Origin of the sequence: Flavobacterium sp. YO12 (genome assembly GCF_004119495.1) — a bacterium.
Classification (GTDB): Bacteria; Bacteroidota; Bacteroidia; order Flavobacteriales; family Flavobacteriaceae; genus Flavobacterium.
The window spans coordinates 58,140-73,447 of sequence record NZ_NRQU01000004.1 but is presented as its reverse complement, the minus strand read 5'-3'; the positions used below and the strand labels follow the sequence as shown (position 1 = coordinate 73,447).

Sequence of the window (15,308 nt, the reverse complement as noted above, 5' to 3'; positions counted from 1 at the left end):
GAGTTTAATTGTTTTCCCTATCAATTATTATTTTGAATTAGTAAGCAAATTAGTTGTTATAGAGGATTGTCAAGAGGGTTGTTTTTTTGCTATTCAACCCTCTTTTTTTAAAAAAAATAACCCATGAACAAGAACATATTTTTAGGGAGTCTTTTGTTGTTGTTTTCAATAATAACACAGGCTCAAATTTATAATCCGTTAAAATGGAAAACCAGTATCGAGAAAATTTCCGATACGGAATACGAGTTGCAGGCAAAAGCAATAATCGAATCAGGCTGGCATTTATACAGTCAGGAAGTTTCAGACGGAGGTCCGATTCCTACTCGTTTTACCTTTACAAAAGCACCCGAATTTCAGCTAATTGGTGCCGTAAAAGAAGAAAAAGGAAAAACTATCAACGATCCGATTTTTAAAATGCTGATTAAGTTTTTTGAAAAAGAAACCACTTTTAGACAGCGAGTTAAAATACTTTCATCAAAGCCTTTCACCATAAAGGCAGAAGTTGAATTTATGGTTTGCAATGATGAAAACTGTCTTCCGCCAAGTTCAGACGAACTGGAGTTTACCGTTAGTCCGTCTGCGAAAGCAGTAACATTAATAGAAAGTGATGCGAAGAAAGAAATTAAAACAGCAGAGATTGATTCTTCTGCCACTGTTGTAAAAGAAAAGACAGAAGAAATAATTCAGACAGAAGCTGAAAAAACGCCCAAAAAAGAGCTGAAAAAACAACAGCCTGAAACGGAATCAAGAAGTTTAAGGTCGATTTTTTTACTGTCTTTTTTCTCTGGATTTGCGGCCTTGTTAACACCTTGTGTTTTTCCAATGATTCCTATGACGGTAAGCTTTTTTACCAAACAAAGTAAAACTAAGTCTCAGGGTATTAGAAAAGCTGTTTTTTACGGAATTTCAATTATCGCTATTTATATTTTTTTAGGCGCAGTTGTAACCTGGTTTTTTGGTGCAGATTCTTTAAATGCACTTTCAACGAACGTGTGGTTTAACCTTATATTTTTTGTGCTTTTAATGTTTTTTGCTTTTTCATTTTTAGGAGCATTCGAAATTATGCTTCCAAATGCGTGGGCAAACAAAGTAGATTCGCAGGCAGATAAAGGCGGAGTTGTTGGAATTTTATTCATGGCTTTAGCATTGGCGATTGTCTCCTTTTCTTGTACGGGACCAATTGTTGGAACTTTACTTGTTGAAGCTGCTTCGCGCGGAGGGATTGCACCTTTTGTTGGAATGTTTGGTTTTTCTCTGGCTTTGGCATTGCCTTTTACTTTATTTGCCGCATTTCCGGGTTGGTTAAATTCACTTCCAAAATCTGGCGGCTGGCTGAATTCAGTTAAAGTATTTTTGGGATTTCTGGAAATGGCTTTAGCGTTTAAATTTTTATCGAATGCCGATTTAGTTTTGCAATTGCATTTACTGGAAAGAGAAACTTTTTTAGCGATTTGGATCGCAATTTTCGGGACATTGACTTTTTATTTATTCGGAAAAATTCAGCTTCCTCATGATAGTCCGGTTTCGAATATTAGTGTTGGAAGACTTGGATTAGGAGTTTTGGTTTTGGCCTTTACTATTTATCTGATTCCTGGAATTTGGGGTGCACCTTTAAAAATGATCAGTGGTTTTCCACCGCCAATGCATTATAGCGAAATTCCGAATGGATTAAGTAATTCCGAATCTCGTGAAATAACAGAAAACCTGCCAGAAGGAGCTGAGCTGGGGCCTCACGATATTATGGCTTTTAGAGATTACGATTTAGGAATGCAGTATGCTAGAAAAATGGGTAAGCCGGTTATGATTGATTTTACGGGACATGCTTGTGTAAATTGCCGTAAGATGGAAGATAACGTTTGGTCTGACGATAAGGTTCAGAAAATTCTAAAAGGCGATCTGGTTTTGATTTCTTTATATGTTGATGATAAAAGAGAATTAGCTTCACATGAACAAAAGGTTTCTGAATTAACTGGTAAAAAAATAAAATATATTGGTCAGAAATGGAGCGAATTTCAAACTATAAAATATAAAACAAATGCACAGCCTTTTTATGTATTGGTGAATAATGAAGGAGAAAAGCTAAATGAAACTTCAGCTTATAATCCTGATATTGATGAGTATTTAGAATGGCTGAATACTGGAATTTCTAATTTTAAGAAAAGTTGATTTGGTTAATTTTTTTATCGAACAGAGATTTTAATATGCATAAGGAGTTTTAGTACAGTACTACGTTTTTATATACTAATTTAACCCGTTGAGTGTAATTGTAAAAAATAATAATCTAACACATAGTCCCGATAGTTATCGGGACTATGTGTTGAGAGTAATTGCGTCTAACGGGTTTAATTTATTGTTATTACTAAATTATAGTGCGTTTTACAAAGTAAGAATTTGGGGATAGTAATAGCGAGTTTCGGGATGCACATTATCTTCAGGCTAGTCTTAACTTTGGGTAAATCAAAAATAGATTAGTTATGAGTTCTACCACTTCAAAATTCGATAAATTACTTAATGGTTCTCAAGAATATGGAAATGTGAACCACAAACCGGACTCTAGTAAAGAGGTTCAAATTAACACACCTGAAAAAACGATGCCTTTTTCAGATCAAATTGGAAACTATCAGCGAAACAAAGGAATTCCTTCAAAATCGTATAAAGACAGTAAAATTTATATTGTTGGAAGCGGTATTGCAGGAATGGCAGCGGCTTATTATTTTATTCGTGACGGTCACGTTCCGGGTGAGAATATTATTTTTCTCGATCAGCTTCATGTAGATGGCGGATCGCTTGATGGCGCCGGAAATACTACAGATGGTTATATTATTCGCGGCGGACGTGAAATGGATATGACTTACGAAAACCTTTGGGATATTTTTCAGGACATCCCCGCTTTAGAACTTCCTGAACCGTATAGCGTATTAGACGAATACCGTTTGGTTAATGATAATGATCCTAATTACTCTAAAGCGAGATTGATTCATAATAAAGGACAAATTAAAGATTTTAGCAAATTTGGATTGGAGAAAAAAGATCAGCTTGCGATTATAAAATTGCTCCTTAAAAAGAAAGAAGATCTAGACGATTTAACCATCGAAGATTATTTTAGTAAATCGTTCTTAGAAAGTAATTTTTGGTTCTTTTGGCGTACTATGTTTGCGTTCGAAAACTGGCACAGTTTATTAGAATGTAAATTGTATATGCACCGTTTTCTGCATGCAATCGACGGAATGAAAGATCTTTCATGTCTTGTTTTTCCAAAATACAATCAATATGATACCTTTATTACACCGCTTCGAAGATTTCTTCAGAGTAAAGGTGTACAAATTGACTTAAACACACTCGTTAAAGATTTAGATATTCACAGTAATACCGAAGGTAAGGTGGTGGAAGCTATTATTACCGAAAAAAATGGAAAAGAAGAAAGAATTCCTGTAGGTAAAGATAATTATGTAATTGCTACAACAGGTTCTATGACTGAAGATACCTTTTATGGAGACAATAAAAATGCTCCAATTATAGGTTTAGACAACAGTACCAGCGGGCAAAGTGCTGGTTGGAAATTATGGAAAAACCTGGCAGCTAAATCACCAGTTTTCGGGAAACCTGAAAAATTCTGTGGTAATATTGCAAAATCTTCTTGGGAATCGGCTACACTTACTTGTAAACCTTCTGCCTTTGTAGAAAAAGTAAAAGAACTTTGTGTCAACGATCCGTACTCAGGAAAAACGGCAACAGGAGGAATTGTAACCATCAGCGATTCAAAATGGTTAATGAGTTTTACTTGTAACAGACAACCTCATTTTCCAGATCAGCCGGATGATATTTTAGTAATTTGGGTCTATGCCCTTTTTATGGACAAAGAAGGTGATTATGTCAAAAAAACAATGCCGCAATGTACGGGGAATGAGATTTTGGCTGAGTTAGCATATCATTTAGGAATCATTGATCAACTAGATAATATTATAGAAAATACTATAGTTAGAAGTTCTTATATGCCATACATCACGTCTATGTTTATGCCGAGAGCAAAAGGCGATCGTCCGCAAGTAGTGCCAGAAGGCTGTACCAATTTAGGATTAGTAGGGCAATTTGTAGAAACCAATAATGATATTGTATTTACGATGGAAAGTTCTGTGCGAACTGCCAGAATAGCGGTTTACGACTTATTGAATCTAAACAAACAAGTGCCGGACATCAATCCGCTGCAATACGATATTCGTCATTTGCTTAAAGCAGCACAATCATTAAATGATTACGAGCCAATAGTAGGCGAAGGACTTTTAAGAAAATTTCTAAAAGGAACTTACTACGAACATCTGCTTGTTGAAAATGCTGATGACGGACAAGAACACGAATCCTTCTTTAATGAACAATTAAATAAATTAAAACATTGGATAGGAGGAATCAGAGATTAAAACATAATTGTATATAATAGCATAATTCAAATAAATGACGTTAAGGCTTTTGCTTTAGCGTCATTTTTGCATGAATTAAGTTTAGTTAATTATTAAAAGGTCAAGTTTTATAAGGAATTATACCTAGTAAATGCTTATTTTTATACGTAAATTAGTTTTCCAAAAACAATATTTAAGCAGGATTTATATAGGATGGATCAACCTTACGATAAAATAAGAGATACATTGGCCTATTTTGAGGTTGATAATAATTTACCCTATTATGTTTCTTCGGGCAAAAAACAAATGGAATATCCTCAGAAGCCTTTTCGGATGGATTATTATTCGTTGTGTATTTGCACGGAAGGAGATATCGATATTGCCATTGACGGACATCAGCATTATATCAAACAATTTACTTTATTAATCGCAAGGCCAGCAACCATTATTGCTTTTCATAATAACAGCGAAGACTTTAGGATGAAATTGCTGTTTTTTGAAAAGGAATTTCTGCTTAAATATATATCTGATCCTTTTATCATTGAAAGATTGGCTTTTTTTAAAGACAGATCATTTGAACTCATTCAACTCAAAGAGCAAGATGCCAAAAAGCTGATTAAATTAATGAAATACCTTGAAAGTAAAATTGAGGCCGATTTGAAGTTTAAAGATGAAATTGTAAGAACCATTATATTCAATTTGCTTTTAGAAACCGCAGAATTATTGCCAAAAGAAACACCTGAAACAGTTTCAATTGCTAATAATCCGAAAGATACTTATTTCCAATTTCTTAATCTCGTTATGAATAATATTACGCAGCATAAGGGAGTAAGTTATTATGCTCAGAAATTGCACATTTCAAACAAATACCTGATTCAGATTGTCAAAAAAGCGGTAGACAAAACGCCGCACGAAATTATTGATGCCCATTTGTTAAAAGAAGCCGTCGTATTATTAGGAAATCCAGCAATCAATATAAGTGATATTGCTTATAGACTTAGATTTAATTCAGTTTCTGCTTTTGGACGCTTTTTTAAAAAACATTCTTCTATTTCTCCCACAGATTACCGCCGACTTCAAAATTTATAGAAATCAACAGATTACATTTCTTTTTTACTTTTTACGCGAAAGATTATTCTTAATTTAAACCGCGTTTTTATTCCATTATATTTATTTTTTTCTACAAAGTATTGCTTTTTAATTTATTTTATTATTTTTACTAAATCGATTTAGGAATTTTTACTCTCTCAAATTATCTTATGAAAAATACATTTTTTAGCTGCTTCTTTATATTGTTTTTAGTCGGATTTGTTACTGCGCAAGACCTTAAGTCTCCAAATGGTAACTTAACAATGAAATTTCATTTAGACCAAAACGGAACGCCAGTTTATGCTTTAAATTTTAAACAAAAAGCAGTAATTCAAGAAAGCAAAATGGGTTTTGTTATAAAGTCTGATATTTTATTGAATAAAGGTTTTCAAGTTACCGAAACGAAATTTCAGTCAGAAAATAGTACTTGGAAACCCGTTTTAGGAGAGCAAAAAGAAATACAAAATCAATACAATGAATTAAAAGTTGATCTTGTGCAAGAAAAGAGCAAACGAAAAATGTCTATTTACTTTCGTTTGTTTAATGATGGTTTAGGTTTTAGATATGAATTTCCGGTGCAAGACAATTTGCGCCACTTTATTATTCAAGAAGAAACAACTGAGTTTAATTTGACAGGAGATCATAAACTATTCTGGATTCCGGGCGATTATGATACAAATGAATATAGTTACAATACTTCAAAAATATCAGAAATGCAGTCTTTGGTTTATGATGCAACACATGTTCCATTAGCTGCGCAAGCAACAATTAAAAACTTAGCCGCTCAAACGCCTTTAATGATGAAGACAAATGAGGGACTTTATATTAATATTCACGAAGCCGCGCTAAAAAACTTCCCAGCAATGTGTCTTAATGTAAATGACAAAACGTATTCATTAAGTTCGCATTTAGTTCCAGACGCAGTTGGTAATAAAGGATATATTCAAACGGGAAGTTTCACGCCATGGCGAACTATTGTTGTAAGCGATGATGCGAGAAATATTCTATCTTCAAAAATGATTTTAAATCTGAATGAACCTTGTGCTTTTGAAGATGTTTCTTGGATAAAACCAGTAAAATATATTGGTGTTTGGTGGGAATATTTTACAGGCGGAGGATCAACTTGGGCGTATTCAGACAATCAAGATGTTGTAATTGGGAAAACAGACTTTTCTAAGTTAAAACCAAATAATACACACGGAGCGAATACTAAACATGTAAAAGAATACATAGATTTTGCTTCATCAAATGGTTTTGATGCTGTTTTGGTAGAAGGCTGGAACGAAGGCTGGGAAGATAATACTGCTTTTAAAAAAGAACACATTTATAGTTTTACCAAAGCATATCCAGATTTTAATGTAAAAGAACTAAGCGATTATGCTGCAAAGAAAAACGTTAAAATCATCATGCATCACGAAACAACATCATCTGTTTCTGAATATGAAAGACAGTTGAAAGATGCTTTAACTTTTATGGTTGATAATAACTACAATGCTGTAAAAACAGGATACGTTGGACCAATTATTCCAAGAGGAGAACATCATGACGGACAGCAAATGGTAAATCATTATACTTATGTAGCTCAAGAAGCTGCTAAGCACAAAATTATGGTAGATTCACATGAAGCCGTTCGTCCAACAGGTTTACACCGTACTTATCCAAACTGGTTTGCGCAAGAATCAGCTCGTGGAACTGAGTTTGAATCGATGGAAGGAATTCATCCGGATCATACTACAATTTTGCCTTTTACAAGGTTAATGGGCGGGCCAATGGATTATACTCCAGGAATTTTTCAAGGTGATTTATCTGTTTACGGAGCAAAGAAAAATAAATTGAGCACAACACTTGTTAAGCAATTGGCATTGTATGTTACGATGTACAGTCCGTTGCAAATGGCTGCCGATTTACCAGAAAATTATATAAAATTTAATGACGCTTTTCAGTTTATAAAAGATGTTGCTTTAGATTGGGATCGAACTTATATTCTAGAAGCTGAACCTGGTGACTATATTACTATTGCCAGAAAAACAAAAGGCAAACAAGAATGGTTTGTGGGTGCAATTACAGATGAAAATTCACGTACAGCTTTAATTGATTTTAGTTTTCTTCCAGCAGGAAAAAACTTTACAGCAACAATTTATGAAGATGGAAAAACGGCAGATTACAAAACTAATCCGCAATCGTACAACATTCGAAAAGTTACAGTAAACAGTAAAACAAAACTGAAACAAAAACTGGCATCAAGCGGCGGCGCTGCGATTTCTATAAAGTAGAAAAGTTGGAGGAATGACACGCGGATGACACGGATTAGCTATCGCGAAAACGCAGATAAATACGGAATTTTTTTAGTCATTCTAATCTGTGAAAAAAAAATCACGCAGATTTGGCAGATTGAGCAGATTTTTTAAAATCATTTTAATCCTTTTAATCTGTGGCAAAAAAAAGATTCCGCGCAGATTAAGCAGATTTAAGTTAAGTACAAATTAATTAGTGATAATTAGTGACTCGAGCCACAGCGAATAGACGAAGTAAATTAGTGACGAAAAAAAATAAAAAGTAAAAAATATAAAAAATGAATACAAAAATGTACCCTTTACAGTTTGAACCAATTTTGAAAGAAAGAATTTGGGGAGGCGAAAAATTAAAAACGGTTCTTAATAAACCTATTGTTTCTTCTATTACAGGAGAGAGCTGGGAATTGTCTACAGTAGAAGGTGATGTAAGTGTGGTGGCAAATGGAGAATTAAAAGGAAAATCATTGACAGAACTTATTGATAAGTCTCCAAATGATATTTTAGGAAAAAACGTTTATGCTCGATTTGGCAATCAATTTCCGTTGCTTTTCAAATATCTAGATGCACGCGAAGATTTATCAATACAAGTACATCCTAACGATAAATTAGCAAAAGAACGTCACAACTCTTTTGGTAAAACCGAAATGTGGTACGTTATGCAGGCTGATGCTGATGCAAGAATTATTGTTGGTTTTAAAGAAGATTCAAGCAAAGAAGAATATTTAGAAAATCTAAACAATAAAACTTTGGTTTCGATTCTTGACGATGTAAAAGCAAAAGCAGGCGATGTGTTTTTTCTAGAAACAGGAACTGTGCATGCAATTGGAGCAGGGTTGGTTGTTGCAGAGATTCAGCAGACATCTGATATTACGTACCGTTTATATGATTTTGACCGAAAAGACGCTCAAGGAAACACAAGAGAATTACATGTTGATTTAGCACTTGATGCAATCAATTACAATAAAGTAGATACACATAAAAAATACGAAACGGTTTCTAATCAATCGAATGTAATTGTAGATTGTCCTTATTTTACAACTAATATTATTCCGCTAGACGGCAAGATTGAAGGAAATAAAAATGGAGAAACTTTTACTGTTTATATGTGTATTGAAGGAGCTTTTGAGATTAGATATGAAAATGTAAGTTATCAATATAAAAAAGGAGATACCGTTTTAATTCCTGCAGGAATGCGTAATTATGTGTTAGAAGGAGAAGCTTCAATTTTAGAAGTTTATATTTCGTAAAACTATAAGTGTTAATTTGATTTAAAATAACTGCAAACCAAAAAAAAGAGTTAAATTGCCCGTTCATAAATTCAGTAAAGATTCTTAATAAAAGGATATTAATATTAAAATTATGCCGTTTTTATCTGATTAAAAATAACGATTAATGCTAAAAACACATACAATTACTGTTAAATATGATTATTATTGGCTTTAAAATAATGATTTGTTTAAAATAATATCTACAAAATCGTTTTAGTAACTATTTTTAGTTATATTTGTGATATCGTTAATAACAGCTTAATGTAAAATTAACTCTCTAAATGAAAAAAAATAACTATTAAAGATATTGCAACAGAAGCTGAGGTTTCTATATCTACGGTGTCTTTTGTTATTAATGATAAAGGAGAGAAGATGGGAATAAGCCCGGCGGTGATTAAAAAAGTACAGCAAGTTGCTGAAAAACTTAATTATCGACCAAGTATGATAGCGACAAGTCTAAGAACGGGTAAAACGAGATCTATCGGGTTAATTGTTGAGGATATTTCGAATCAGTTTTTTGCTGATCTTGCGCGGGTGATAGAGGATGAAGCAAGAAATATTGATTATCGCGTTTTTTATTGCAGTACAGGCGGTAATGATGAACGTTCTGAGGAGTTAATACATAGTTTACTGCAGGCAAATGTGGATGGATTTATTATTACTCCGACACAAAATATTGAAAGCAGTATTGATTTGCTTTTGAGACTAAAAAAGCCTGTAGTATTAATTGACCGATATTTTGCAGGACAAAATGTGAGCCATGTCGTAATGGATAATTATGAGGCGTCAAATTCTGCAGCAAAATTTTTGATCGATAAAGGCCGTAAGAACATCGCTATTGTAAACATCACTTCTGAAATGATTCAGATGAAATCACGAGAAGACGGATGTCGAGATGCATTAAAAGAAGCTGGTATTTATAATGATTCGCTGGTGCTTCATATGGAGTACAACAGCACTGAAGAAACCAGAGTTGCAGCAATTGTAAGTTTTTTAGAAAAAAATCCGCAAATTGATGCCGTTTTGTTTTTAACAAACTATATGGGGCTTGCAGGTTTACAAGCTTTTAAAAAAGTTGGAAAAACGATACCAGACGATGTTTCGGTTATTAGTTTTGATGATCATGACAGTTTTAAACTTCATACACCAAAAATAACAGTTATTTCGCAGCCTATTAACGATATTGCGGTCAAATCAATACAATTGTTATTGAGTCAGATGACCAATATGGAGAAATTTGAAATAGAAAAAAGTCTCAAAAAAGGAGAATTGATTGTGAGAGAATCAGTTTAATTTTTAAGAGCATAATCATAAAAAAAGAAAAAAAACGATTCGTTTTTTTTTAGGAATTTTACTAAATCGTTTTAGTAATTTAAGGTCAAAATATTCGATCATTGCGTTATTTTTTTGAGCTGTTCACTATATCGATTGCTAAGAGTTATAGGAATGTTTACGTTGCTATTAAAGCATTGTATTTGTTAGGCGTAGACCTTATGAGTGCAATATTAAAATTGAGTTCAAATTTTTATTAATTATTTAAAAACAATCACGTTAAAACAAAACAAATTACCAATTACCAAAAAAAAAGCTTATGAAACGAATATTAGCAGTGTTAGGAATGGTATTGTTGTGCAGCTTAGGTGCTGTGGCGCAAAATCGATTAATAACAGGCGTAGTGTCAGATGCACAAAACAGAGGAGTTATTGCTGCATCTATCGAGGTTCAAGGAAAACCGTTTAGTGCAATTACAGATACAGAAGGTAGATTTAAAATGAATGTTCCAGAAGGAGCAGTTACTTTAAATGTATCTTCAATAGGTTTTACATCAAAAACGATAGTACTTCAGCCAGGTGAAAATAAAATATCAGTTGTATTATTAGAAAATGTACAAGAATTAAAAGATGTTGTTGTAACATCATTTGGTGTTAAAAAACAAAAGAAAAGTTTAGGATACGCTGTTGGGGAACTTAAAGGAGAAGAACTAACAAAAAACAAAGAAATTAACTTAGGAAACGCATTACAAGGTAAAATTGCCGGTGTTAACGTTTCTGCGCCAGTTTCTGGACCTTCAGGTTCTAGCCGTGTTGTAATTCGTGGAGCAACTTCGGCTTCTGGATCAAACCAGCCTTTGTATGTTGTAGATGGTATTCCAATCGATAACACTCAGCAAGGTAATGCTGGTATGTGGGGTGGAGCTGATAAAGGAGATGGTATGTCTTCTTTCAATCCAGACGATATCGCTTCTATGTCAGTACTTAAAGGTAGTGCCGCTTCTGCTCTTTACGGGTACAGAGGATCAAATGGTGTTATCTTGATTACAACTAAAAAAGGAAAAAGCGGAACTGGTCTTGGTGTAGATTTTAGTACAAACTCTACATTCAATACACCAATAAGCCTTTTAGATTGGCAAGATCAATACGGATCAGGTGAGCCTATTAATGGAGTCCCTTCAAGATTTGGCAGTTTATCAGAGCTTAGAGAAAAATATGTATTGGCTTGGGGAGACAAATATGACGGAAAACCAACTATTGCACTTGATGGAACTACTAGACCATATCAAGCAAATGGGAAAAACAACGTAAAAAACTTCTACAGAACTGGATATTCTTTCAGTAATACTTTAGCAATTTCTGGAGGAAACGAAACAACAAATTTTAGATTGTCTTTCGGAAATACAAAAGACGAGTCTATTTTGCCAGGAACAAACTTTGGAAGAAACAACGTGGCTTTAAGTTTAAACTCGTCTCCGAACAAAAAAATCAGTATCGAAACGAATGCACAATATATTACAGAGAAAAGTCAAAATAGACCTTATTTGAACGATTCTCCAAGAAATGCTTCGTATACTACAACATTCTTAAATCCAGGAGCAGATATCAGATGGTTAAGTAATGGTTACGATGAAAATGGAGGTGAAGCTGATTATTTTGGATCAAATACTTACCAAACGAATCCATATTTTGCAACGCAAGAAGATTTAAATAGTGATCTTAGAAAACGTTTTATCGGTTCTGCAAAAGTAAATTATAACATTACTGAAAAAATTTACGCAAAAGGTGTTATTGGTATGGATGATATCAATTACGAATACACTGAAATCGAACCTACAGGAATTAACTACAAAACTGGAGGTGCATTAGAGAATAGAGTAGAAGGACGTACAGAATATAATGCTTCTGCTTATTTAGGATACAAAGGTAATATAATAGAAAACCTTTCATTAGATGCTTTCATTGGAGCTAACCGTCAACACAACAGATTTAGCGGAATTAAAATGAAGGGAAATAATTTTATTGTTCCATTCAAATATTTCTACGGAAATACACAACCTGAAAAAACAGAAAAATTATTCTCAGAAAGCGAAGTTAACTCACTTTTCTATTCTGCAGATTTAGGATACAAAGATTTCTTATATGTTAGTTTAACAGGTCGTCAAGATTGGTTTTCAACTTTAGATCCATCAAGTAACAGTACTTTTTACCCATCTGTAAGTACCAGTTTAATTTATTCTGAAATTATTCAATTGCCAGAATGGATGTCTTATGGTAAAATTAGAGCAGGTTGGGGTAATGTTGGTGGAGCTTTGCCAGACGCTTATGCTTTAGCATTAACGTATTCTGCACCTGATGGACAAACAGATTCTTTAGGTCAGCCAATTTTAGGAGTAAACGGAGATACAGTTCCAAACAGAGGTTTAAGACCTTACAACGTTAGTACAATCGAATTTGGTTTCGAAAATACATTCTTCAATAATAGAGTGAGTACAGACTTAACTTTCTACAGCAAGAAGACAACTAACGACATTACTGATGCTGATATTTCTCAAGCATCTGGTTACAGAACAACAAAAATCAACGTGGGAGAAATCCTGAACAAAGGGGTTGAATTTGCAATCAATGTAAAAGCTATTAAAACACCAAGTTTTGCATGGAATGTTGGATATAATTTTGCTTACAACGATAGTGAAGTACTTAATCTTTCTGATAAAATTACAACAAAAACACTTGAAGGAAATAGAGACTCAAAAGCTTCTGTAGTTTTAGAAAAAGGACAGCCATTTGGAATAATCAAAGCTTACGATTATTTAAGAGATGCTAAAGGAAATATTGTACTTGATACAAACGGCAGATTCATGAGAGGAGATTTAATAAATGCAGGACAAGGTGTAGCACCATTGTCTATGGGATTCTCAAATGATTTCTCTTATAAAAATTTCACACTTTCGATTTTTGTTGATGCTAAATTTGGTGGAGAAATCTACTCAGCGACAAACCAGTTAGGAACTCGTTACGGATTAACAGAGCAAACACTTGGCGGTCGTGAAGGCGGAGTTGCAGTAAGCGGTACAGATGTTAACGGTAACCCTGTAAATACTACAGTTTCTGCATATGATTACTGGAGAAGTTATGCAGAGGTGACATCAAATTTTGTGTACGATGCTGATTTTATCAAGTTGAGAGCAGTTTCTTTCAGCTATAATTTCCCAAAAGCAAATCTTGCAAAAACACCATTCCAATCGGTTAGTTTAGCATTTTCTGCTCATAACTTATGGACAATTTATGATAAAGTGCCAAACATTGATCCAGAGTCTAACTACTCTAATAGTAATGCACAAGGTCTTGAAAGAGCATCTATGCCGTTGACAAGAAATTTTGGTTTAACTCTTAATGTTAAATTCTAATAACGAAAATTGAAAGATGAAAAATAAATTTATAAAAATATTCTGTGTTGCAATTGTTGGTGCAATGACACTAGCTTCATGCGACAAAGGATTCGAAGAATTGAATCAGAATCCAAATGCTTTGACAGATCCAGCTGTAAAATCTATGTTTACACTTGCTGAGATTTATGTTGACGGACAAGACTTTTCTAATACAAGAGGAAATAATATTTATGCTGCGCAAATTGTACAGCAATTTTCATCCTTAAGTGGTTCAGGGTCAAAATATACCTATTCATCTGAATATTCAGGAGCACTTTTTGGAGAAACGTATGGTAAAGGATTAAATCAAATTTTCCAGTTATTATCTGTTATAAAAGATACACCAGAAAATGCTAATGCTATTCAGGCTTTAAGAATCATGAAAGTTTTCTTGTTTCAAAAGTTAACAGATACTTATGGAGAAATTCCATATTTTGAAGCTGGAAAAGGGTACAACGGTGGAGTTTATGCTCCAAAATATGATACTCAAGAGGCAATCTACAATGATCTTTTAAAAGAATTGGATGAAGCAGGTGACGCTTTAGATGCAAATAAAGCATTTGTAGGCAATGCTGATTTGTTTTATCAAAGTGATGTGGCTAAATGGAAAAAATTAGCTAACTCAATGATGTTAAGAGTTGCAATGCGTTTATCTAAAGTAAACCCTGCAAAAGCACAACAGTATGTTGAGAAAGCTGTTGCTAAAGGTGTTTTTACATCAAATGATGACAGTTTAGTTTTAAGACATGATTCAGGACCACAAGGGGTTAAAACAAATCCAATTACTTCTTCATGGGTTATAAATGACTTGAATAAAGGAGATGCAAATACAAAATTCAGTAAAACGTTTATTGATAATTTGAAAAACAATAATGATCCACGTTTAAGAATTTTAGCAAAACTTGAAGCAACTGGAGACAATTCTCCTGCAAGCCAGCAAGGTCTTGCAAATGATGCAAGAGAATTTCCAGGCGGAGACAAAAAACTTTTCTCTGATCCTAATACATCTACAGTATTACGTTTAGACGCTCCTACATTGATTATGTCTTATGCTGAAGTAGAATTTATTTTGGCTGAAGCAGCTGTAAAAGGATGGAATGTAAACGGATCAGCACAAAAGCATTATGAAGATGGAGTAAGAGCTGCAATGCAGATACTGACTATTTTTGGAGACAAAGTACCAGCAGTTACTCTTACAGAATACAACGATTACATGACAGCTCATCCTTTTAAATCATCAGGAACTGAAGCTCAAAAAATCGAACAAATTATTACTCAAAAATGGATTGTTTTATTGTTTAATGGTTTTGAAGCATTTTCAGAATACAGAAGAACAGGATATCCAGTTTTAGTTCCAGTTAATGATCCAACGGGAGAAACAAAAGGAACAATTCCTAGAAGATTAATTTATGATCAGTCAGAATTAATCACTAATAATGCAAATTATAAAGAAGCAATACAACGCCAAGGGTTGGATTTAATGACAACTAGAATTTGGTGGGATAAGTAGTTTTAAAATTTTGGTTAGTTAAGTTGAATAAGCTCGGGAGGAGTATGAGTA

General features: G+C 33.6%; 8 protein-coding genes. All 8 read left to right on the top strand.

Translation table 11 applies throughout. The features are described from left to right. Nucleotides 1–123 precede the first annotated feature (123 nt). Nucleotides 124–2,166 carry a thioredoxin family protein gene (locus BOW55_RS02155; protein WP_129022772.1) on the top strand — a complete coding sequence of 681 codons (2,043 nt, stop codon included), beginning with the start codon at nt 124–126 and terminating at the stop codon, nt 2,164–2,166. Between the two features lie 308 nt (nt 2,167–2,474). Continuing rightward, nucleotides 2,475–4,415 (top strand): oleate hydratase, encoded by a 1,941-nt coding sequence (locus BOW55_RS02150; RefSeq protein WP_129022771.1) that lies wholly within the window; start codon nt 2,475–2,477, stop codon nt 4,413–4,415. Nucleotides 4,416–4,607: 192 nt separating this feature from the next. Next, nucleotides 4,608–5,483, top strand: coding sequence for an AraC family transcriptional regulator (locus BOW55_RS02145; RefSeq protein WP_129022770.1), 876 nt, complete (start codon nt 4,608–4,610; stop codon nt 5,481–5,483). A 170-nt stretch (nt 5,484–5,653) separates the two neighbouring features. Next, nucleotides 5,654–7,756 (top strand): glycoside hydrolase family 97 protein, encoded by a 2,103-nt coding sequence (locus tag BOW55_RS02140; protein WP_129022769.1) that lies wholly within the window; start codon nt 5,654–5,656, stop codon nt 7,754–7,756. A 299-nt stretch (nt 7,757–8,055) separates the two neighbouring features. Next, on the top strand, nt 8,056–9,024 hold the full coding sequence (locus BOW55_RS02135; RefSeq protein ID WP_129022768.1) for a type I phosphomannose isomerase catalytic subunit: 969 nt from the start codon (nt 8,056–8,058) through the stop codon (nt 9,022–9,024). Between the two features lie 312 nt (nt 9,025–9,336). Further along, entirely contained in the window at nt 9,337–10,338 is a 1,002-nt protein-coding gene (locus tag BOW55_RS02130; protein ID WP_129022767.1) for a LacI family DNA-binding transcriptional regulator, read from the top strand. Between the two features lie 298 nt (nt 10,339–10,636). After that, the gene (locus BOW55_RS02125) at nt 10,637–13,726 is read left to right on the top strand and encodes a SusC/RagA family TonB-linked outer membrane protein (protein ID WP_241686448.1); all 3,090 of its coding nucleotides are present in this window, start codon (nt 10,637–10,639) and stop codon (nt 13,724–13,726) included. Nucleotides 13,727–13,742: 16 nt separating this feature from the next. Continuing rightward, the gene (locus BOW55_RS02120) at nt 13,743–15,257 is read left to right on the top strand and encodes a SusD/RagB family nutrient-binding outer membrane lipoprotein (RefSeq protein ID WP_129022766.1); all 1,515 of its coding nucleotides are present in this window, start codon (nt 13,743–13,745) and stop codon (nt 15,255–15,257) included. Nucleotides 15,258–15,308 lie beyond the last annotated feature (51 nt).